The organism is Streptomyces albiflavescens (assembly GCF_014645835.1).
GTDB classification, from domain to species: domain Bacteria; phylum Actinomycetota; class Actinomycetes; order Streptomycetales; family Streptomycetaceae; genus Streptomyces; species Streptomyces albiflavescens.
This window is the reverse complement of the sequence record NZ_BMMM01000009.1, coordinates 401643-423165: the sequence shown is the minus strand read 5'-3', so window position 1 is coordinate 423165 and position 21523 is coordinate 401643. Positions and strand designations below refer to the sequence as shown.

Annotated in this window: 20 protein-coding genes; 6 read left to right on the top strand and 14 right to left on the bottom strand. The window is 69.7% G+C overall.

Annotated features, from left to right (window positions below; all coding sequences use genetic code 11):
* Both IEY95_RS25625 and IEY95_RS25620 read left to right on the top strand, forming a co-directional pair.
* On the top strand, positions 1 to 677 hold a 677-nt coding region (locus IEY95_RS25625; protein ID WP_229703346.1), incomplete at its 5' end, for an ABC transporter permease.
* Positions 678 to 684: 7 nt separating this feature from the next.
* Positions 685 to 1422, top strand: a complete 738-nt coding sequence (locus IEY95_RS25620; protein ID WP_189188458.1) for a sirohydrochlorin chelatase — start codon at positions 685 to 687, stop codon at positions 1420 to 1422.
* A 43-nt stretch (positions 1423 to 1465) separates the two neighbouring features.
* On the opposite strand, the gene IEY95_RS25615 is transcribed toward IEY95_RS25620, so the two are convergent.
* From IEY95_RS25615 to IEY95_RS25600, 4 genes are all read right to left on the bottom strand, one after another.
* Positions 1466 to 4069 (bottom strand): fibronectin type III domain-containing protein, encoded by a 2604-nt coding sequence (locus IEY95_RS25615; RefSeq protein WP_229703344.1) that lies wholly within the window; start codon positions 4067 to 4069, stop codon positions 1466 to 1468.
* Between the two features lie 155 nt (positions 4070 to 4224).
* Positions 4225 to 4842: a mycothiol-dependent nitroreductase Rv2466c family protein gene (locus IEY95_RS25610; protein ID WP_189188457.1), complete on the bottom strand. Its 618-nt coding sequence runs from the start codon at positions 4840 to 4842 to the stop codon at positions 4225 to 4227.
* Positions 4843 to 4897: 55 nt separating this feature from the next.
* Positions 4898 to 5497, bottom strand: coding sequence for a TIGR03086 family metal-binding protein (locus IEY95_RS25605; protein WP_189188456.1), 600 nt, complete (start codon positions 5495 to 5497; stop codon positions 4898 to 4900).
* A gap of 65 nt (positions 5498 to 5562) precedes the next feature.
* On the bottom strand, positions 5563 to 6600 hold the full coding sequence (locus tag IEY95_RS25600; protein ID WP_189188455.1) for a ketopantoate reductase family protein: 1038 nt from the start codon (positions 6598 to 6600) through the stop codon (positions 5563 to 5565).
* A gap of 108 nt (positions 6601 to 6708) precedes the next feature.
* Here IEY95_RS25600 and IEY95_RS25595 point away from each other — a divergent pair, with 108 nt between their 5' ends.
* Positions 6709 to 7155 (top strand): hypothetical protein, encoded by a 447-nt coding sequence (locus tag IEY95_RS25595; RefSeq protein ID WP_189188454.1) that lies wholly within the window; start codon positions 6709 to 6711, stop codon positions 7153 to 7155.
* Between the two features lie 174 nt (positions 7156 to 7329).
* Positions 7330 to 8226, top strand: coding sequence for a transglutaminase-like domain-containing protein (locus IEY95_RS25590; protein ID WP_189188453.1), 897 nt, complete (start codon positions 7330 to 7332; stop codon positions 8224 to 8226).
* Here IEY95_RS25590 and IEY95_RS25585 read toward each other — a convergent pair.
* Entirely contained in the window at positions 8162 to 8536 is a 375-nt protein-coding gene (locus IEY95_RS25585; RefSeq protein ID WP_189188452.1) for a nuclear transport factor 2 family protein, read from the bottom strand. The two genes, IEY95_RS25590 and IEY95_RS25585, sit on opposite strands and share 65 nt — an antisense overlap.
* Positions 8529 to 9077: a DUF1697 domain-containing protein gene (locus IEY95_RS25580; RefSeq protein WP_189188451.1), complete on the bottom strand. Its 549-nt coding sequence runs from the start codon at positions 9075 to 9077 to the stop codon at positions 8529 to 8531. The genes IEY95_RS25585 and IEY95_RS25580 overlap by 8 nt, the downstream gene beginning before the upstream one ends.
* Positions 9078 to 9473: 396 nt before the next feature.
* On the opposite strand from IEY95_RS25580, the gene IEY95_RS25575 reads away from it, so the two are divergent.
* On the top strand, positions 9474 to 11729 hold the full coding sequence (locus IEY95_RS25575) for an MMPL family transporter (RefSeq protein ID WP_189188450.1): 2256 nt from the start codon (positions 9474 to 9476) through the stop codon (positions 11727 to 11729).
* Positions 11730 to 11952: 223 nt separating this feature from the next.
* Here IEY95_RS25575 and mgt read toward each other — a convergent pair whose 3' ends face one another.
* The 5 genes from mgt to IEY95_RS25550 form a co-directional block, all read right to left on the bottom strand.
* On the bottom strand, positions 11953 to 13152 hold the full coding sequence (gene mgt / locus IEY95_RS25570) for a macrolide-inactivating glycosyltransferase (RefSeq protein WP_189188449.1): 1200 nt from the start codon (positions 13150 to 13152) through the stop codon (positions 11953 to 11955).
* Positions 13149 to 13583, bottom strand: a complete 435-nt coding sequence (locus IEY95_RS25565; RefSeq protein ID WP_189188448.1) for a hypothetical protein — start codon at positions 13581 to 13583, stop codon at positions 13149 to 13151. Before IEY95_RS25565 ends, mgt begins: the two co-directional genes overlap by 4 nt.
* Before the next feature lie 232 nt (positions 13584 to 13815).
* Positions 13816 to 15099: an ABC transporter substrate-binding protein gene (locus tag IEY95_RS25560; RefSeq protein WP_229703342.1), complete on the bottom strand. Its 1284-nt coding sequence runs from the start codon at positions 15097 to 15099 to the stop codon at positions 13816 to 13818.
* A gap of 14 nt (positions 15100 to 15113) precedes the next feature.
* A complete protein-coding gene (locus IEY95_RS25555; RefSeq protein ID WP_189188446.1) occupies positions 15114 to 15947 on the bottom strand; it encodes a carbohydrate ABC transporter permease in 834 nt (277 codons plus the stop codon).
* Positions 15944 to 16879 (bottom strand): carbohydrate ABC transporter permease, encoded by a 936-nt coding sequence (locus IEY95_RS25550; RefSeq protein ID WP_189188445.1) that lies wholly within the window; start codon positions 16877 to 16879, stop codon positions 15944 to 15946. Before IEY95_RS25550 ends, IEY95_RS25555 begins: the two co-directional genes overlap by 4 nt.
* Before the next feature lie 211 nt (positions 16880 to 17090).
* On the opposite strand from IEY95_RS25550, the gene IEY95_RS25545 reads away from it, so the two are divergent.
* Complete coding sequence (locus tag IEY95_RS25545) at positions 17091 to 17954, top strand: phosphotransferase enzyme family protein (RefSeq protein WP_189188444.1); 864 nt, start codon at positions 17091 to 17093, stop codon at positions 17952 to 17954.
* Between the two features lie 60 nt (positions 17955 to 18014).
* On the opposite strand, the gene IEY95_RS25540 is transcribed toward IEY95_RS25545, so the two are convergent.
* From IEY95_RS25540 to IEY95_RS25530, 3 genes are all read right to left on the bottom strand, one after another.
* On the bottom strand, positions 18015 to 18737 hold the full coding sequence (locus tag IEY95_RS25540) for a 3'-5' exonuclease (protein WP_189188443.1): 723 nt from the start codon (positions 18735 to 18737) through the stop codon (positions 18015 to 18017).
* Positions 18738 to 18842: 105 nt separating this feature from the next.
* Positions 18843 to 20081, bottom strand: a complete 1239-nt coding sequence (locus tag IEY95_RS25535; RefSeq protein ID WP_189188442.1) for a DUF5919 domain-containing protein — start codon at positions 20079 to 20081, stop codon at positions 18843 to 18845.
* 103 nt (positions 20082 to 20184) lie between these two features.
* Positions 20185 to 21504, bottom strand: coding sequence for a copper amine oxidase (locus tag IEY95_RS25530; RefSeq protein WP_189188441.1), 1320 nt, complete (start codon positions 21502 to 21504; stop codon positions 20185 to 20187).
* Between the last annotated feature and the right edge of the window lie 19 nt (positions 21505 to 21523).

The window sequence follows — 21523 nt, the reverse complement described above, 5'->3', positions numbered from 1 at the left end:
CCTCACCCTCCGACGTCTGGAACGAGGTCAAAAACGCCTGGCTCCAGGGCACGCTGCTCGACTACATCTGGACCAGCGTCTCGCGCGGTCTGCTCGGCTTCCTGTTCGCCCTGGCGATCGGCACCCCGCTGGGTCTGCTGGTGGCCCGCGTGAAGTTCGTCCGCGCCGCGATCGGCCCGATCCTCTCGGGCCTGCAGTCCCTGCCCTCGGTGGCCTGGGTCCCACCGGCCGTGATCTGGCTGGGCCTGAACAACTCGATGATGTACGCGGTGATTCTGCTCGGCGCCGTCCCGTCCATCGCCAACGGCCTGGTGTCGGGCGTCGACCAGGTGCCGCCGCTCTTCCTGCGGGCGGGCCGCACGATGGGGGCGACGGGCCTGCGGGGGACCTGGCACATCGTCATGCCGGCCGCGCTGCCCGGCTACCTGGCCGGTCTGAAGCAGGGCTGGGCCTTTTCCTGGCGCTCCCTGATGGCGGCGGAGATCATCGCCTCCTCCCCCGACCTGGGCGTGGGCCTCGGCCAGCTGCTGGAGAACGGCCGCAACGCCAGCTCCATGCCGATGGTCTTCCTCGCCATCTTCCTGATCCTGTTCGTCGGCATCGCCATCGACCTGCTCATCTTCACCCCGGTGGAGCGGTGGGTGCTGCGCAGCCGCGGTCTCCTGGTGAAGAGCTGAGCCCGCCATGAGTCAGCCGGTCCTTCTGGTCATCGCCCACGGCAGTCGCGATCCGCGCCATGCCGCGACGGTGGATGCCCTGGTGCGTCGGGTACGGGCCCAGCGCCCCGGCCTGCGTGTGGAGACCGGTTTCCTCGACTTCAACATCCCCTCGGTGCAGGGGGTGCTGGAGTCCCTGGCGGCAGAGGGAGTGCGGGACGTGGTGGCCCTTCCGCTGCTGCTGACCCGCGCCTTCCACGCGAAGGCGGACATCCCGGCGGTCCTGCGGGAGGCCCCGCCGCGGCTGCGCATCCGCCAGGCGGAGGTGCTCGGCCCGTCCCCCCTGCTGACCGCCGCACTGGAACGTCGTTTGTACGAGGCGGGGCTGACCCCCGCCGACAAGTCCTCGACCGGGGTCGTGCTGGCCTCGGCGGGGTCCACCGACCCGGAGGCGATCGCAGTGATCGCTGAAATCGCGCGGGAGTGGCGGCACACCGGTTGGTGCGCCGTGCGACCTGCGTTCGCCTCCGCATCCCTTCCCCGCACCGAGGACGCCGTACGCGAGCTGCGTGCCCTCGGCTGCGCACGCGTCGCGGTCGCCCCCTACGTCCTCGCGCCCGGCTTCCTGCCGGACCGCATCGCCCGGGGGGCCGCCGAGGCCGACGTACTGGCCGATGTCCTCGGTCCCGCGCCGGAGGTGGCGCGGGTCCTGCTGGAGCGGTACGACGAGGCGCGCGTACCGGCACTGGCGGCCGTCGGCGCCTGACGGCACCGCCGGCCGCTCCGAGCTCGCGCGGGGTGGGGCATTCTCAGGGCTTGGTGGTGGCCGTCGTCGTGGCCGTCGGTCCCGTGCCCGCCGCTGTGACCGCCGCGACCGTGACGGTGTACGAGGTGGCGGGCCGCAGGCCGCCGATGACCCGGAACATTCCCTTCGCCGAGGGCTGGCCGACCAGGACGTCCCGGCCCGTGACCTCGATCGGGTCGCGGCCGTCCGAGACGGTGACGCGGTAGCCGATGACCTTGGCGTCCCCGGTTGCCGTCGGCGGGGTCCAGGCGACGGTGGCCGCGCCGGCTGCCGTACGGAGTCTGGGACTCGTGGGTGCGCCCGGGAGCGCGCTCACGGAGGCCGGTGTCAGCGGGAGCGAGGCCAGGGACGGGGCGCCGGCGCCATGGGCGTTGCTCGCGGTGACGGTGACCGTGAACGGGCCGCCGGACGAGGGGAGTTCGCCGATGCGAACGAGCGCGGTGCGCTTGAACTCGGCCGCGGTGACGGCCTGTTCGCCGACCTGTCGGCCCGAGGCGTCGTAGGCCCGTGCCGTGTACCCCGTGACCGGCGAACCGCCGTCCGCGAAGCTCGGGTTGAAGGTGACGTACAGCGCGTCGGCGCCCGCGGTGCTCGTGCCGACACGAGAGGGTGCCTCGGGCGCCGAGGGAGCGCCGATGCGGCGGTCCAGAAGCCCCGCGTAGGCGGGCTCGAGTCCCGCGTTGTCGAGGGTCTCCGACGGTACGTCGGACAGTCCCGTCATGATCTTGTTGCCGCTGGTCACCAGGCCCTTGTTGTCGCCGTCGGACGTGCCCTCCTCCCACCAGTTGTCCTTGACGAGGGTCGGGTCGTTGTTGCCCAGGTCGTCGCGGTAGTCGGTGTGGCGAGAGGCGACGTTGGCGTACGAGGCGTTGTAGAGGACGTTTCCCTCGACGGTCTCGTAGGTGCAGCCGTTGTCGGTGTAGACGTTCTTGCCCAGGCCCCACTGGTCGTGGATGACATTCCCGGTGACCTTCTCGCCGTCGGCCATGGAGGTGCCGGTGAGGCCCTGGGTGTAGATGCCGCCGCCGTCGTCGAGCATCTGCATGTAGTCGAAGATCAGGTTGTCGCGGACGGCGTTGTCGTGGCTGGGATTCGCCGTCGCCGGGTCGCCGATCTTGTCGGGCCAGCCGCCCCAGCCCAGGGAGATCGCGCTGTAGCCGACGTGGTCGATCTGGTTGTGGGCGATGGTGTTCTGCTGGGTGTAGCCGTTGAGGATCGCGACGCCGCCGTGGAACTCGCGGGGCAGGCCGTAGAGATGATTGTTCGTCACCTGCACGCCGGAGGCGGGGGTCTGACCGTCCACTCCCCCGATCTCCAGGCCGTTGCCGGAGATGTCGGTGAAGACGGTGCCGTTGACCGTCGAGTCCTTGGATCCTGTGCCCAGGTCGAGCCCTGACGCCCCGAGATGGGCGAAGACGTCGTCACTGAACTCGATGCGCTGCCCGTGGACGACGGAGACATTGCCCGGCATCTTGGTCCAGGACGCGAACGGGCAGGTGCCTCCCTCGACGTACTGGCACAGTCCCTGCGTCGCCCAGCCCTTCTCCCCCGTGATGGTGTAACCGGCCTGGATCTCGGAGAAGCCCTCGGGCCGGGACGGCGTGAGCCACGTGGCATAGCTGAACTGCAGCCCGCGGAAGGCGATGTCATGGACGGGAGCCGAGGCGGTTCCCTGTCCGTCGACCAGTTGCTCGGCCTGCGCCGCCTCGACATCCGCTCGGGCCAGGTTCTCGCCCTTGCGCGGCAGGTAGTAGACGCGGTGCGCGGCCCGGTCGAGGTACCACTCGCCCGGCTGGTCCAGGAGTTCGTAGGCGTTCTCGATGTACGTCGCCCTGCCGCTGTTGGTGAGATGGCCGGGGCCGACCATGCTGACGGTCCGGCCGGGGATGTCGGGGAACTCGACCCGCTTGTTGGAGTTGTCCCAGCACGGCTGGACCATCGTGATCGTGGTGCCCTCGGCGGCGGCGATACGGCAGCGCGGCTCGGTCCACTGGCCGAGCCCGTTGCGCTCGATGTTCCAGAGGGCCTCGCCGCTGGTGTAGACGAACTCGGCGTCGGACGGGTGCCTCCAGTGGGCGAGCGTGTCGGAGGACGCCGTGTAGCCGGTGGGGGTCTGGGTGAGGTCGACGGGGACGGCGCCGCGGGCCCGCTGGGCGCGCACCCCGTCGACGTACAACTGCCGTGTGTCGGCGAGGCCTTGGGGCGCGGGGGCGGACCAGAGGCCGGGCCTGCCCGCGACCTTCCGCCACCCGGAGACCTGGCGGCCCCCGCTGATGACCGTCCGGCCGGTCCCCTGCCAGATCACCTTGTGGCCGCCGGTTCCCGAGTCGCGGGCGTCCAGGACGAGCGGCTCGGTGCGGCGGTACGTGCCCGACGCGAGGTGGACGGTCAGGTCGCCCTTCATGCCCGCGACGCGGGCGCGGGCCAGGTCGCGGGCGCGGTCCAGCGTGCGGACGGGATGGCGGGCGGTGCCGTCGGCGTGGTCGTCCCCGGCCGGGGACACATAGAGGTCGGATGACGGGGGCTCGGCGGCGGAGGAGGCGGCGCCAGGAACTCCGAGGGCGAGCAATGTGGAGATCAGGGTGACCAGGACGGCTCTTCGGCGCATGGGCATGTTCCCCTCCCGTGGGATCAGGCTGTACCCAACGCCGAGAAAGGTAGGATCTATGGCGTGTCACCGTCAATGAATGATGCAAAGAACGCGTAACTCCCTTCCCTGAGGCATTGATTCATCCGAGCAGCGTTCAGATTTCGGACCATCGTTCAGTCAAAGGAGAGCCCGCCGGTCCGGGTCCGCTTGAGCTCGAAGAAGTCCGGATGTGCGGCGAGGACGCGGAAACTGTCGAAGAGCTCCGCCGCCTTCTCGCCACGCGGAACGGCCCGCAGTACTGGGCCGAACCACACCGTTCCGTCGACATGGATCGTCGGCGTCCCCACATAGGCGTCGGAGTCCCGCTCCTTGCCCGCGTCATGGCTCCGGCGCACCGCCTCGTCGTACGACACGTCGTGCGCCGCTTCGGCCAGTTCGGCCGGGAGACCGAGTTCGGCCAGGGAGTCGGCGACGACCGCGTCGAAGTCCCCGACCTTGCGCTCGTGGATACGACTACCGAAGGCCGTGTAGAGATCGCGCAGCACCTTCTCGCCGTACCGCTCGGCGGCCGCCACCGCGACCCGTACGGGGCCGATGGACTTGTCCACCAACTCCCGGTACCAGTCCGGGAGTTCGTTGCCGACGTTGTGCAGATACAGGCTCATCGCGTGAAAGCGGAGGTCGAGCGGCCGCTTCCGCTCGACCTCCAGCATCCAGCGGGAGGCGATCCAGGCGAAGGGACAGGCGGGGTCGAAGTAGAAGTCGACGCGGGTGGGCGAAGTGTTCGTCATGCCGTCGAGGCTAACCGCTCAATGGCACAGAAACCCGGTCCAATTCTTCCCTGTATCAGTGGCCCAATTCGGCTTTGGCCAGGCGCGGATCCCGGCCGCTGCGGGCGAGGGCGCGCTCGAAGACAGGCACGTCGTCGGGTACCGGAACCGGGTCGGCGAAGCCGTCGTACTGACGGTAGAGCTCACCGTGCGTCTCGACCACGTCCAGGACGAGCCGGGCGGCGCCGTCCGAGACGCGGAACTCCTGACCGGTCGCGGTCGCGACGTCCCAACCGTGGACAGCCATCTCCTTGATGATCATCGACGCGAGTTCGGCGGCCGGCATCTTCGCCATCCCGAGGTCGACCTCGCCCTCCCACACGGCCGGCTCGTCCCAGGCGGCGACGGCGCGGTCGAGCTGAACCGCGTACGCCCCGGCCCAGGCGGGGTCGGCCGTGAAGTCGCGCCCGGTCAGCTCCTCGGAGAGCTGCTTGCGCAGCGCTCGGTGCTCCAGGCCGTGCGAGGTGTAGAGGACCCAGTGGTTGACGAGGGTGCGGACGTCCCAGCCGGGGCAGTGGGTGGGCCCGTTCAACTGCTCCGCCGTGACGCCGCGCGCGACACGCGCCGCCTCGGCGGCGCATTCGCTCATGTACGAGTGCATGTCGTCGTTCTTCATGCAGCTCACCGTAGGAACGGCGTGCCCAGGACTCTTGAAGAAACGCGACACCTCGCAGAGGCGGCTCAGTCAGCGGTCGTCACGGCCGCGTCGTACGACACCACCGCCTCGTCGGCGAGCCGCACCAGCTCCGGCACCGACAGCGACCCCGCCTCCCTGCGCTCGCGTGCGAAGGTGTTCGCCAGCCGCTGGAGCAGGTCGTTCAACGGGGTCGGTACGCCGTGCAGCCGGCCCAGGAGCGCGATCTCGCCGTTGAGGTAGTCGGCCTCGATGGTGCCGGTGCCTCGGTTCAGGGACTGCCAGGAGGAACCGGCGCCGCGTTCGGAACCGTCGAAGGGCTCGAACCGGATCTTGCCGCCGCGGGTCCTCTTCTGCTCCTCCTCGCCGACGTACGCGATGCCGGCGGCGTCGAGCACGGCCTCGCCCTCCGCGCGCACACGCCGGAAGAGCGCCAGGCCCTCCTCGCTGGTGAGCACCCCGGTGACCGCCTCGATCGAGTTGGCGAGATTGCCGAGGAGTTTGGCGTACTGCCAGCGGGCCACATCGGGCACCACCGGCGCCTCGAATCGGGACTTCTCCAGGTCGGCGGCGATACGGCGGGCCGTCTCGTCCGTGCCGTGCGGATAACGCCCGAGGTGCAGGATGCCGGTGAGCGGGGTGCCGGCGGCCGACACGACGCCCGGTTCGACAAAGGTGGCGGGCAGCCAGACGCAGACGCCGTACACCCAACGGAAACGGCGCAGCGCGAGGCGCTGGCTCTCCACTCCGTTCTGCGCACACACCAGCGGCAGCCGTTCGGCCGCCGTACCGCCGCCCGCGACCGGGCTCGGCCCCCACGCCTCCAGGGCAGCCTCGCTGTCCTGTGTCTTGACGGCGAGCACCAGCACGTCGTCGGCGCGCAACTCCCCGAGCGCCGCCGGCCCGTCGACCACGGGCAGCCGGTGCGTGTGCAGCCCCTCCGGGGTCATGAAGCGCAGCCCGCCCGCACGCAGCGCCTCGTAGTGCGCGCCCCGCGCGACCAGAACCACCTCGTGCCCCGCCTCTGCCAGCCGACCGCCGATCGCGCCGCCGACCGCTCCTGCTCCGATGATGATGTAGCGCATGCCCACGAGCCTCGCACAGATGGGTGTAGCGGCCATGGACGATTCCGCAAACTCCACGCGCTGTCCCGGCCCTGGTCCACCGCCGCGTCACGTGTCAGGCTGTCCGCCGTGCGGAGAGGGACCTTGCTGCTGGGAGCGGTGTTCCTGGCAATCGCCGTGTTCGGAGGGTGCTCGGCGACGCTCCAGTGGCAGCGTGCGGAACTGATCGACGACACGGGGATACGGGTCACGGGCGTGGTTTCCCGGATCATCGACCCCGGCACCAAGTACCAGAGGCAGGAGATCTCGTACCCGGTGGACCACCACCGCCACACCGTGGTGCGGAATCTCGACACCGACCTCAGCCATCCGAAGCCGGGGCACCGGGTGTGCCTGGAGGTGGCCCGCACGCATCCCGGCGTGGTCCGGATGTGCGGGACCCGCTATCCGAAGGGCGATGACATGTACCCCGTCTACATTCTGGTGACGGTGTTCGGCACGGCGGGGCTGCTGTTCGTCATCGGGTACCTCGTCACCGGCGCGCGCCAGACACGACGGATCGGAATCACGGCATGAACGCCCTTCCCCATCGGCGGCCGACCCGTACACGACATCGGCGGAGGCCACCCCGTACACCGCACGGGCGGTGTTCCACCGACGCGGGCGCCGTGCGCCTCGCGGACGAGGACATGGCCCGCCCGGACGCCCTGGCTTGACCTTGCCCCTGGGGCAGACCCGAGGGTCCTGGGCATGGACATCTATCTGACGCAGAGCGCGTACAGCGATCCCGGTGACCTCGATGTGAGCGGGCTTCCCAGGGATCTCGCCGGGCTCGCCCATGCCGTAAGGGATGTGATCATCCACCGGGGCGAGGGCGAACTCTTCGCGTACCTCATCCCCGAGCCCCGACTGGCCGAGGACGCCGAGTCACGATACGTGACGGAAGTGCTGCGGATCCTGCGGGAGCGCGCCGACCAGCCCCTGACGCGGCGGCGGGCGCCGGACGAACGGTTCGTCGGAACCTGCCGCGACTTCTCCCTGCTGCTGTGCTCGCTGCTGCGGGCGACGGGCACACCGGCCCGGCTGCGCTGCGGTTTCGCGACGTACTTCACCGAGGGCTTCCACGAGGACCACTGGGTCACCGAGTACCGCCTCCCGGACGGCAGTTGGCGGCTCGCGGACGCGCAGATCGCGTACGGCCCGTACGACGTGGGCTTCGACCCACTGGACGTCCCGAGAGACCGGTTCGTCGTGGCGGGGCAGGCCTGGCGGGAGTGCCGGGCCGGACGGGCCGATCCCGGCACCTTCGGGGTCAGCTGGCTCGGCCTCAAGGGTCTGTGGTTCGTGCGGGGCAATGTCCTGCACGACCTGGCCGCCCTCAACGGCGTCGAGGTGCTCCCCTGGGACGGCTGGGGCCCCGAGATCCTCGACGACGCGGCCCTCACCGAGGACGACATCGCCCTGACCGACACCGTCGCGGCGGCCGGATCCGAGGACGAGCTACGGCGGCTGTACAAGGACCGGCGCCTCACCGTCCCGGACGAGATCACCTCGTACACGACCTACGCCGGCGTACGAAAGGTCACGCTGCGTCGGAGTCGCACAGCGTCCCCTGGTGGAAGTACAGCAGCCACCCCTCCTCGGTGAGCCGCCACAGCGAACTGCGGTGCGCCCGGCGGCCGTTGTGGTCGGTGTCGAAGGCGAGGTGGACCAGGTCGGGCGCGAGCTGCACGCCCTTCATGCGGGAGGTGGTGCAGAGCCGGGCCCCCGGTTCGTTCTCGGCGGCCAGCGCGGCGACGATCGCGGCGCGGTCCCAGATCCGGCCCGACGCACCGAACTCCTGGAAGTCGGGGTGCAGGAGCGCGCCGACGCGTTCGGGCGAGCGGCGGATCCCCGGGTCGAGCAGGCGCAGTTCGCCCTCGACGGCGGCCTCGACCGCGGCGCTGGGCTCAAGCACCGGTCATCTCCTCCAGTTTGACGACGGTGTTCCAGTTGCGGGAGGTGGCGGTGATGCCCTTCAGCAGCCGCGGCTTCGACAGGGCTTCCGCCAGCTTGGAGCGTCCGAGGCCGTCGGGGGCGTACAGGTAGAGGACGCGGTCGCCGAGGCGGAACTCCTCCGGGAGGAAGGCCGGTTGATCGACCGAGGCGAAGCGCTCGGCGTCGACGGGCCCGGAGAAGTAGGTGGCGTGCAGCTGCTTGGCCTCCAGTTCGGCGGCCGGGAACGGGCACCCCTCCCGTACGGCCTTCAGGTAGGCGTGGTCGCGCACCAGCACGCCGACGGTGAAGCCGAAGTGCTTCTCGATCGCTTGGGCGAGCTCCGCGGCGAGGGACTCCTCGTCGCCGTGCTCGCTGCCGAACACCGCGTTGCCGCTCTGGAGATACGTGCGTACGCCGGAGAGGCCGAGCCCTTCCATCAGGCTGCGAAGCTCGGCCATCGGCACCTTCTTGGCGCCGCCCACATTGATCCCGCGCAACAGCGCCGCGTACATCGTCGTCATCCGCCCACCATAAAGCGGCCGTCGCGCCCCGTGGGGGTGGGCGCGACGGCCGCGGCCCGCACCGAAAGTTACCTGCGGGTTGGCACGACACACTGTCCGATCGGCCCGCACAGTTCAACACCTACATAGAGCTGTGACTTAATCAACAACCCTTCGAAATAATAAAGAGGACTCCACCTGACAGAACGGACACCCTGATCCACATCCCCGAGAAGTCCCTTTACGTGTAAGGGGCTTCCATCCTCCCCAGTGCGGAGACACCGGGGTCCGAGGGGAGGAGTCACGCCCTCGAGGGTTCACCAGGCAGCACGACGAGACGTTCTTATCCGGCCCATACCTTCATAACGAAAGGTGACGGCAGGGGGCTGTCACCGCGCACAAGGGGGCTGGCCCGTCATGGGGAACGGAGATACACGGGTGCGGGGCATCGCCGCCCGGGCAGGCGGCTGGAGCGCCCGGCACCGATGGGCGGCCGTCGGAATCTGGGTGCTGTTCGTCGTCCTGGCGATGGGGCTCGGCTCGGCGGCGGGCCGCGTCGACGTCAAGGAGAGCGACCAGCTCAAGGGCGAGACGCACACCGCCGCGAAGATAGTCGAGGACGCCGGGATCGAGGAGCCCGCGAGCGAGACGGTCCTCGTCCAGTCGAAGGACGGCGGTCTCAAGGCCACGGACGGCGAGTTCAAGGCGGCCGTCACCGCGGTCGTCGAGGCCGTCGAGGGGACCGGCAAGGTCACGGACGTGACGTCCCCGTACGACACGAAGACGATCTCGAAGGACGGCCGCAGCGCGCTGGTGCAGTTCGACATGCGCGGCGACTCCGACACCGCGGGCGAGCGGGTGGAGCCCGTCCTGAAGGCCGTCGAGAGGGTGCAGAAGGACCACGGATCGCTGCGGATCGAGGAGATCGGCGGCGCCAGCATGATGAAGACGTTCGACGACGCGTTCGGGGACGACTTCCAGAAGGCCGAACTCTCCGCGGTGCCGGTGGCTCTCGGCATTCTGCTGATCGCCTTCGGCGCGCTGGTGGCCGCGCTGCTGCCGGTGGCGCTGGCGATCACCGCGATCATGGCGACGATGGGCCTGATGGGCGTCGTCAGCCATGTGATGCCGATGAGCGACACCGCCAACTCCGTGATGCTGTTGGTGGGTCTGGCCGTCGGCGTCGACTACTGCCTGTTCTATCTGCGTCGTGAGCGCGAGGAGCGCGCGGCCGGGCGGGACGCGCAGACGGCATTGCGGGTCGCCGCCGCCACCAGCGGCCGCGCGATCATCGTCTCCGGCGTCACGGTGTGTGTGGCGATGGCGGGCATGCTCTTCACCGGGCTCGCCGAGTTCGAGGCGATGGGCCTGGCCTCGCTGATGGTCGTGGCGGTCGCCATGGTCGGGTCCGTGACGGTGCTGCCGGCGCTGCTCTCGCTGCTGGGCGAGCGGGTCGAGAAGGGTCGCATCCCGTTCCTGCGCAAGGCCATGGAGCGCCGCGCCGCCCGCACGGGCGGGGAGAGCCGGTTCTGGACCGCCGTCCTGCGCGGGGTGCTCGCCAAGCCCCTCATCTCGGTACTCGTGGCGGCCGGTGCGCTGCTCGCCGTCGCGGCTCCCGCGGTCGGCATGAAGACCCAGAACCTCACTCTGGACCAGGAGTTCGGGAACTCGCTGCCCATCGTGCAGACGTACAACCGCGTCAACGACGCCTTCCCGGGCGGCTCCGAGCCGGCCGAGGTGGTCGTCAAGGCGAAGGACATCAACGCTCCCGAGGTGAAGTCCGCGCTCGCCGACTTCAAGGAGCGGGCGATCAGTTCGGGCGCCTCACGCGGCCCGGTCGAGATCAAGCTGCACGACGCGCAGAACATCGCCTACGTGTACGTCCCGCTGGTCGGTGGCTCCGACCTGGACAAGGCGGGCACGAGCCTGGAGAAGCTGCGCGACGAGGTACGGCCGGCCACGCTCGGCAAGGTCGCCGGCGTCCAGGCACCGATCACCGGACAGGTCGCCGGTTCGCACGACTTCAACGACCAGCTCGGCGGCGCCGTGATCCCGGTCTTCGCCTTCGTCGTGGTCTTCGCCTTCCTGCTGATGCTGCTGTCGTTCCGCTCCCTGACAATCGCGATCACCTCGATCGTGCTGAACCTTCTGTCGGTAGGCGCGGCCTACGGCATCCTCGTCGCCGTCTTCCAGCACGGCTGGGGCGCGTCCCTGGTCGGCGCGGAGGGCGTGGGCGCCATCATCACCTGGCTGCCGCTGTTCCTCTTCGTGATCCTGTTCGGCCTGTCGATGGACTACCACGTGTTCGTGGTCTCGCGGATCCGCGAGGCGCGCCTGCGGGGCCGTACGACGAAGGACGCGATCCAGCACGGTGTGGTCACCACGGCCGGCGTCGTCACCAGCGCCGCGGTCATCATGGTCGCCGTCTTCGCGATCTTCGGGACGCTGTCCATGCAGTCCATGAAGCAGATGGGTGTGGGCCTGGCCGCCGCGGTGCTCATCGACGCGACGATCATCCGGGGTGTGCTGCTGCCCGCCGTGATGGCCCTGCTCGGCGAGCGCAACTGGTATCTGCCGAAGTGGCTGAACCGACTGCCCGACCTCACGCACGACGAGGCCCCGGAGGCCGTGTTGCCGCCGGCCGCCCGGGAAAGTGAGCGGGCCGGGGTGTAGCTCCAGGAGTGGGTAGCTGGGCGGCAAGTCCCGCCGCATGAGGGCCTGTTGGTTCCCCCGAGGAACCAACAGGCCCTTTCCTCATGCCCCGAGGGAGCGCAAGGCCCCTTGCTCGTGCCTACCGGCGTAGCTCGGCTTCGATGCAGGGCCTACACCTCGGTCGGCAGCTCGGCCTCGATGCAGGACCTACAGCCCGATCGCGAGCTCGGCCTCGATGCAGGACCTACAGCCCCATCGGCAGCTCGGCCTCGATGAGGTCGGCCGCCCGTCGTGTGCCGCCCTCCCGCGCCATCTGTTCCCGGATCTCGTGCAGGCGGCGCGCCACCTCGGGATCGTCGGCGACAGCAAGGACGGCCTCGCGCAAGGTGTCCGCGGTGGCCGCCTCCATCGGTACGTGTCGGGCGACACCGAGCGCCTGCAGCATGTCGGCGTTGCCGAACTGATCGACGGCCTGCGGTACGGCGACCATCGGCGTGCCGGTGGCCAGTCCCTCCTGGCTGCCGCCCGCGCCCGCGTGCGTGATGAACGCGTCGGCCCGCCGCAGCACCGACAGCTGAGGCACCCACGGGTGCACCTCCACATTGCCGGGCACGTCACCCAGCTCCGACGGATCGACGAACTTCCCGATCTGCAGCACGACATGCCAGCCCGGCAGATCGCCGAAGGCCCTGACGCACTCGCGGTAGAAACCGGGCTGCTTGGTGAAGCTGGAACCCAGCGACACGAGCAGTACCCTCTCGGCGTCGGCGGGCCGCTGCCAGTCCCCCTGCGCGGAGCGGTCGCCCTGGCAGGCGCCGACGAAGGAGTAGCGCTTCTCGTCGACGCGGTCCGCGTTCGGCTGGAGGACCTTGGGGATCAGGACGAGGCAGCGGTCGGGCCGGCCCATGAAGTCCTCGACACTCACGTCCATGCCGTTCTCGGCGATCCAGCGGGCGAAGGTCTCGTAGAACGCCTTGCCGCGCGGGGTCCGCTTGAGCGGCTCGAACATCGGCTTGCCGACCTCCTCCGCGTACCCCTCCCAGGCCACGAGGTTCGGCGAGAGCTGCACGATCGGGACGCCCCAGCGGTGCGCGAGGACCCGGGCGGGGTACGCCGTGATGTCGTACAGCACCAGATCCGGTTCGTCGCCCGCGTACGCGGCGGCGAGCTGCGGCTCGGCCTGCAGCGCGTCCGTCAGGAACGGCTCGATGTTGTCGATCAGCTCCGTCCCCCACGCGTCCGGGTCGTCGTCGGTCGGCAGCGTCGAGTGCCACCGTTTCGGCTCGGCCCCGGTCTCGGCGATCTTCTCGGCGAAGGCGGGCGGAATCGCGTACGTGACGCGGTGCCCGCGTGCGACGAGCTCCCGGATCACTTCGATGCTCGGGTTCACATGGCCGTGGGCGGCGATGGAGAACATGGCGATATGGGCGCGTCGGGTAGTCATGCGGAGAGGCTAGGCGAGACGAGACGTCTCGTGCAATCTCGTTTTCCCGCACGCGGCGTGACGCGCGCACGGAGGCAGTCCGTGTACGCGTCGGCGTAGCGCTTCCCCGCGATCAGAAGACGCGCCCGGTCGAGCAGGACGCGTGCCGTCCAGGCCGCGTCGCCCAGTCGGCGGGCCAGTGCCACACCCTCGTCGAAGAGCGGCAGCGCGGGGGCGAGGGCGCGTGCCCACAGCTCCGGGCCTTTCCACCAGTGAGTCTCCGTGCCGGCCTCGAAGGCCCGGCGGCCGATTCCCGCCATCTCCTCACGCACCGCCAGCCCTTCGCGGCGCCGTCCCAGCTCGAACAGGGTCCGCTGCTGCCAATCCAGCGCGTCCAGCAGGAGTTCCGTGTACTGGGGATCGGAGTCGTCCAGCTGTCGCGCCGCTTCCACGGAGCCCGGATCCACGAAAAAAGCCCCGCCTCCGGAAACACCGGAGGCGGGGCTGTGTGGAGCGCCGGGCAGGCCTTGCACCTGCATCTCCCCGCAGGAAGCGGGGCGTCTTTCCTTGGACCACCAACGCCGGGCTCACCGCGGAGAGTTCCGGCGGTTCGCTCAAGATCGATCATAGCGTATTCACGGCGTCCGGCGAGCACCACGCAACTGCTACCAGTAACCGGGGTCCTCAGCGCTGATAGCGGGCCAGCACCAGATTGCCGTCCTTCACCAGCCGTCTGCGGAGCTCGCTCAATCCGATCGCCCCGCTGTAGTACTCCTGGAACGCGGGCGTCGCCACCTTGTCCTTCCACTCCGGGTAGCCGCGCACGGACTGGGCGGGCGCCGAGCGGAGTTGGGCGGCGAGGGCGGTGCCGGTCGCCCAGTCGTCCTTGGCGGTGTGCAGGGCGGGGTCCTTCAGGGCCTCCGTCCCCGTCGGCGGCATCCAGTCGCCGAGGGCCAGCCGGACCATGTTCTTCGGCTGGAGCAGGAAGTCGATGAACTCGGCGGCCTCCTTCTTGTGCGGGCTGTCCTCGGCTATGGACAGGGTCTGGGGACTGACACCCTGGGTCAGCCCGTCCGCGCCGGCCGGAGCGGGCAGCACCTGCCAGTCGAAACCCTTCGGCGCCTGCTGCGCGATCTGCTGGCGATAGGAGAAGCCGAGCGGAACCATCGCGTACTTTCCGCCGAAGAACCCGGGCAGCGTGTCGGAGCCGCCCATGCCCAGCGTCGCGCTCGACGCGCTCCCGTCCGTGTTCACCTCGTCGTACACGGTCCGCGGAACCACCGCATCCGCCGGGTCGAAACGGACGGTCACCTTGCCGGCCGCATCCCGGTGGAACATCTGCCCGCCCGTGGAGAGGGAGAGGTTGAGCGTCGCCGAGACCGGTTCCTTGAGCGGCCAGGCGACACCGTATCTGCCCTTGCCGCTCAGCTGCTTCGCGATCGTGCGGAACTCGTCCCAGCTCCACGGCTTCTCGGGAGTCGGGATGCGGACGCCCGACTCCTTGAGCCACTTGGCGTTCGCGATCAGGACCCGCGGCTCCTGGAGGAACGGCACGCCATAGACGCCTCCCCCGAAGGTCGCCGTCTCCCAACTGTGCTGCGAGATGTCGGACTTGAGCCGCTCGGGCAGCAGCTCGCGCAGGTCTGCGAGATAGCCGCCGTAGGCGAAGTCCGCGAGGTCGTCCGAGGCGTCATGGATGATGTCGGGTGCCTCACCGCCCTCGAAGGAGGTGAGCAGCTGGTCGTGGACGCTGTCCCAACTGCCCTGGACATACTCGACCTTGACGTCCTGATGTGCGGCGTTCCACTCCTTCACCAGCTCCTTGTTGGCGGCGACGGACTCCTGCTGCCAGGCGAGGGACTGGAAATGGAGGGTGATCACTCCACCCGATCCGCCACCGCTGCCACCCGTGCACGCGGTGAGCAGCAGGCCGATCACGGCCAGGACCACCAGCAGTCTCGCCCGCATCCATCTCGTCCGCATCAGCTCTTCACCGCCCCGGCGAGCATGCCGCCCGTGATCCGCTTCTGGATGATCGCGAAGACGACCAGCGACGGCAGGGTCGCCAGGAACGCGGCCGCGGCCAGCGGCCCGAGGTCCGCCACGCCCTCCGCCCCGATGAAGTGCGTGAGGACGACCGGCAGCGTCTGTTTCTCCGGGGTCTTGAGCAGCACGAGCGCGAAGAAGAACTCGTTCCACGCGCTGATGAACGCGAACAGCGCCGTCGCCACGATGCCCGGCGCGAGCAGCGGCGCCGTGATGGAGACCAGCGTCCGGGCCCGGCCCGCGCCGTCCACCGCGGCGGCCTCCTCCAGCTCGGGGGGCACGGCCCGCACATAGCCCACCAGCATCCACAGTGCGAAGGGCAGCGCCCACACCACGTACACCATGGTCAGTCCGGGCAGTGAGTTGATCAGCCGGAGGTTCTTGAGGACCAGGAACAGCGGAATGATCACCAGCACGAAGGGGAACGCCTGGCTGACCACGACCCACCCGGTGGCGGCCCTGGCCGGCAGCGTCCGGTGGCGCGCCATGACATACGCCATCGGGGTCGCGATCAGCACGGCGATCACCGCCGCGCCGAGCGCCGCCAGCAGGGAGTTGAGCGCGGCGTGCAGCAGCGGCTGCTCGTCGAAGGCCTGTCGGAAGTTGGCGAGGGTGGGGTCCTTGGGGATCCAGGTGGGATGCAGGCCGGCGAGCTCACGTGCCGGTTTGAAGGCGGTGGAGATCAGCCACAGGAAGGGGAAGGCAAGGAAGACGAGATAGGCGAGGAGCGCGAGGTACTGGCCCGTGCGGGCCCCTTTGCCGGTCTTCACGCGTTCTCATCTCCCCTCAGACGGCCCACGAGATACACCGCGAGGATCACCGAGATCACCGCGACCATCACACAGCCCATCGCGGCCGCATAACCGAACTGTCCGTAGCGGAACGCCTCTTCGTACGCGAAGAGCATGGGAAGCCGGGTACGGCCGCCCGGTCCTCCGTTGGTCAGCACATAGACCAACGCGAACGAGTTGAAGTTCCAGATGAAGTTGAGCGCCGTGATGGTGAGCGCGACCGGTCTCAGGGCCGGCCAGGTGACGGTCAGGAAGCGGCGCCACGCGCCCGCGCCGTCCATCGCGGCCGCCTCGTGGAGTTCGCGCGGGGTGTTCTGCAGCCCGGCGAGCAGCGCGACCGTGGTCTGCGGCATGCCCGCCCAGACACCGACCACGATCACGGCGGGCAGGACGGTGCCGAGGCCGCTCAGCCAGTCGCGGCCGTCGCCGAGGCCGAGGTCGCGCAGGGTCTCGTTGAGGATGCCCGCGTCCGGGTTGTAGACGAGGCGCCACATGATGCCGACGACGACCTCGGGCATGGCCCAGGGAATGATCGCGAGGGCCCGCGCCAGCCAGCGGAACCGCAGCTCCTGGTTGAGCAGCAGGGCGAGCCCGAGCGCGAGCAGGAACTGCGGCACGGTCACCCCGACCGCCCACAGCAGCCCGATCCGGAACGAGTCCCAGAACAGCGTGTCGTGCAGCAGGTCCTGGAAGTTGAGTACCCCGATCCACTGCGTCGCCGTGGTCCGCCCCGACTGCGAGTCGGTGAACGCCAGCGCGATCCCGTACAGCAGGGGTCCGACGCTGAGCACCAGGATCGGGATGAGCGCGGGCAGCACCAGGAACCAGGCCCCGTGGTCGACGGGACGCCGGTCCCGGCCCCTGCCTGACGCCTGCTTCACCGACCGCCTCGTCGCGGTCGCCAATGTCATGGAATCGGCTCCTTTGGGCGGCTCGTGAGAGTCTGGCCGCCCGGGCGGCCCCCGTCATGGTCGTGAAGGTGGTCTACGGCGTCAAGGCACTGCGCATGCCGTCCGACCTGTGGGAATGCGACACTGGCCGACGGATGGCGTGAACACGACGCTGCCGGCGAAGACTGTGCGGGAACCTCAGTGGCACCGCGCGAGAACACGGAGGCGAAGGATGGACGAGGCACGGGCGCGGGACGTACTGACGGCGGCGGGTGTGCTGCCGGGGCCGGTGCGGGACGCCTCGCTCCTCACCCTCGGCGAGAACGCGGTGTTCGCCGCCGGTGACCTGGTGGTCAAGGTGGGACGCGACGCCGAACTCCTGGACCGCGCGCGGCGGGAACTGGACATCGCGGTCTGGCTCGCCGACGCGGGCGTCCCCGCGGTGCGGGCGGCCGATGCCAAGGCGCTGCTGGTGGAGGGGCACCCGGTGACGGTGTGGCACCGGCTGCCCGATCCCGTACGCCCCCCACAGCCGCGAGATTTGGCTGAACTGCTACGGGTGGTGCACGCACTGCCCTCCCCCTCCTTCCCCTTGCCGCCCCGCGAGCTGCTGGGCGGTGTGGAGCGCTGGCTGCGGCTGGCCGGCGACGCGATCGACCCCGCGGACGCGGCGTATCTGCGGGCACGGCGCGACGGTTTCGCGGATGCCGCGGCCACGCTCATCCCGCATCTGCCGCGGGGGCCGATCCACGGCGACGCGCTGCCCCGCAACGTCCACATCGGCCCCGACGGCCCGGTCCTGGTCGACCTGGAGACCTTCTCCTCCGACCTGCGCGAGCACGACCTGGTCGTCATGGCTCTCTCCCGCGACCGCTACGGGCTCCCGGCCGAGGCGTACGACTCCTTCACCGAGACGTACGGCTGGGACGTCCGCGCGTGGGAGGGCTGCTCCGTCCTGCGAGGAGCACGTGAGACCGCCAGCTGCGCCTGGGTCGCCCAGCACGCGCCGACGAACCCCAAGGCCCTCGCCGAGTTCGAGCGCCGGGTGGCGTCACTGCGGTACGGGGACGAGACGGTGCGGTGGTACCCCTTCTGACCGTGCGCCGGCCTCTCCCGAACGTGCGCCGGGTGCCGTTCTGCTGAACCGGAGGCCCGGTCAGACCTTCTCGTCCGCCAGGTCCCGCAGCGGCCACGTCCCGTCCACCACCGCGTCCGTCTCCCCCTTGCGGCGCAGGAAGCTCTGGAAGTCGGCCGCCCACTCGGCATACCACTCGATCTGGCGACGGTGCAGCTCCGCGGGTCCGAGGGCCGCGACCTTCGGGTGGCGACCGGCTATCGCGCAGGCGAGCCGGGCCGCGGCGAGCGCGTCGGCCGAGGCGTCATGGGCCGAGTCCAGCGCCACCCCGTACTCCGTGCAGACCGCTTCGAGGTTGCGCTTGCCGCGGCGGTAGCGGTCCACGGAGCGGTCGATCGTGTACGGGTCGATGACCGGAGCGGGGTCGATGCCACCGAGCCTCTCGCGCAGCGACGGCAGTCCGTACCTCCGCAGTTCGGCGGAGAGCAGGGTCAGGTCGAAGGCCGCGTTGTACGCGACGACGGGGACGCCCGTCTTCCAGTACGCGACGAGGACGCCCGCGATCGCGTCGGCGACCTGATCGGCGGGCCGACCCTCGGCCGCCGCCCGTTCGTTGCTGATGCCGTGCACCGCCACCGCGTCCGCCGGGATCTCCACGCCCGGGTCGGCCAGCCACTCACGGAGCCCTATCGGCTCTCCGTCCCTGACCTCGATCACGGCCCCCGTGACAATGCGCGCCTCGCGCGGATCGGTCCCGGTCGTCTCCAGGTCGAAGCCGATCAGCAGCTCCCGGTGCCAGCCCATGGGCGGCCCCCCTTCTTCGTGGTGCTTTCCCCCAGTGGTCTCCACGATCCCATGAGCCACTGACAATCCGAGGACCGCGTTCCGCTTCCCCAGAGGAGCGGCATCTCAGGACACCGGCCGCGAATCCGCCCAGGCCACCTCGAACTCCTCGCGGTATGTCGGGAACAGTCCCTCTTCGGTAGTGTCATCCGGTTTGACCACTCGGCCTCCGCCACGCAGCACGAGTACCGGAGCCTCCATGCCGCGCGTGCGTCGCAGATACGACTGCACCACCGCGATGCCGTCCGAGCCGTCCCCGTCCACGAGGTAGGCCGTGAAGCGAGGTGTCTCGTCGAAGACCTGGATCTCGAAGGCGCCAGGATCGCGCAGCTTGGACCGCACCCGGCGCATGTGCAGGATGTTCATCTCGACCGCGCGGCTCAACTCGCCCCGCTTGATGCCGAGTTCGCGCTCGCGCCGCTTCACCGCGCTGGAGGCGGGATTCAGGAACAGCAGCCGCGCCCGGCAGCCGGACTCGGCGAGGCGTACGAGCCGCCGTCCGGAGAAGTTCTGCACCAGCAGGTTCAGGCCGATACCGATGGCGTCGAGGCGACGGGCACCGCCGAAGAGGTCCTCGGCGGGGAACTGACGCAGCAGCCGTACGCGGTCCGAGTGCACGCCGACGACGTCCGCGTACCGGTCGCCGACCAGATCCTCGACGGCGTCCACGGGCAGCCGGCGCGCGGAGGGCACATCACTGCCGGCGCCGAGTATCTCCAGGAGCTTCGCCGCGGCCCGCTCGGCCTGGTTGAGGACCGCCTCGGACAGGGCCCGGTTGCGGGAGACCACGTTCCGGGTCACTTCCAGCTCGTCCAGGGCGAGTTCGACGTCCCGACGCTCGTCGAAGTAGGGCTCGAAGCAGGGCCAGTGCTGCACCATCAGCTCACGCAGCTGCGGCAACGTGAGAAAGCTGAGCACGTTGTCGTCGGCGGGATCGAGCAAATACCCCTTGCGACGGCTGACCTCGCGTACGGCGACCGCGCGCTGGACCCATTCCTGCCCGGCAGGGCCCGCGGCGGCGACCACCCAGTCGTCGCCGTGGACGGGTTCGTAGATGGGACGGAGAACAGCGGCCACGACCGCGCGCAGCCGCTGTTCGACCAGGTTCAGCCAGATGTAGGCACGCCCGGCTCGCTGGGCGCGCGTACGCACTTCGCGCCAGGCGTCGGCACCCCAGTCCAACTCCGGTCCAATGGATCCCATCTCCATCGGCCGTGCCAGGGACACCGCGCCGGGTGGGACATCTGTGGAGTTCCCCTCGTGACCCTCGTCACCAGGAGGCAACTCCAGCCCTCCCGAGCCCACCCACGCACCGCCTTCCGCTCCCCCGAGCTCTCCCCTAGTCAACGATCAAGGAAGGGTACTCCGGGAGCGGTGGGCGGTGCAGCCCGATGGACAGGGTCGTTTCTCAACGACCTTCTTCCACATGGCCGTTCTGGTCCGCCAGCTCCGGCGGAGTGAGCGGATTCATAGCGGTGACGTCACGCGGGGCGATGGAGAAGCCCTGCCAGTGGACCGGCATGGGCTGCTGGTCCTCGTCGCGCGCGATGTGGTGGAAGCCCGAGTTGATCCAGACCACGGGGTGCGTGAGCGTCTGCCCGCCGATCCACTTGTCGACCGACTTGCCGTGTCCGGCACCGCAGTTGCGCAGGTTGTCGCTGGCGAACTGCTCGCACTTGTTGTACTCGGTGAAGAAGATGTCGTGCTTGGTGAAGGGGCGGCCGAGGTACTTGGTGGTCGCGCCCGGGACGATCTCGTACGAACGCGCGTGGTCGTCCTTGTTCTTGCCGGAGTTGCTGACGAGGCGCCACCAGCGCGAGTTCTTCGCGTCGCCCGCGAGTTCCTTGGTGATCTTGGTGAGCGTGGTCTTCTTGCTCGGGGCCTCGGCGCCGTGCGCGGGCGGGCTGACCGCGGAGTCGTACTGCTCGACCTTGGCCTTGGAGGAGCCGTCGAGGTCGAAGTTGAGCCGCCAGAAGATGTTGTGGCTGTGGCTGGTGGCGTAGGCCTTGGCGCCCTTGCCGAGCGGCCAGCCGCGGCCGTCGCCCGCGTCGTAGTCACCGGGCGAGAGGCTGCCGGTGGCGCCGACGTTCATGTTGAGGGTGCCGTCGTCCTGGAAGCGCCACTCGGTGATGTACTCGTACCAGCCGACCTTGTTGACCGTGTAGATCAACAGGTCCTTGCCCTGCTTCTGGAAGACCTTGTTGCCCGTGTCGGACTGCATGCGGTAGGCGTGGCCGCGCGAACGGGTCGTGGTGCACAGGCCCTTGACGTTGGCGTGCTGCGGGTCCCAGGCGTCGGGAACCTTCACGGTCTTGATGGTGCCGCCGGGGCACTCGCCGGTCGCCATGTCCATCAGGCCCTGGCCGAAGCCGGCACCCGTGAGGTCGCTGTACTCGACCGAGCCGTCGTCGTAGGGGACGTCGATCTGGGCGAGCTTCGCGCTGGCGAGGACCTTGATCGGGTGGGCCTCGCCAGGGGGCTGGTAGGAGATGTTCTCCAGGACGAGCCCGGCCTCGCTCTCGTAGTGCCAGCACATCCGCCAGGTGGTGCCGGTGGAGAGCTTCTGCTCGATCTTGTACGCCGCGCTGCAGTCGGCGGCCGCCGCGGAGGCGGCCTTGGGCTGGGCGACCGCCGGTCCCGCGGCCGTCGTCGCGCCGGCGGCCAGGGCGAGCACCGAAAGGCCCACCGCCGTCCGGCTGCGGGCACGGCTGTTTCTGTTGACGCGCATGAAGAAGTGACTCCTTGCG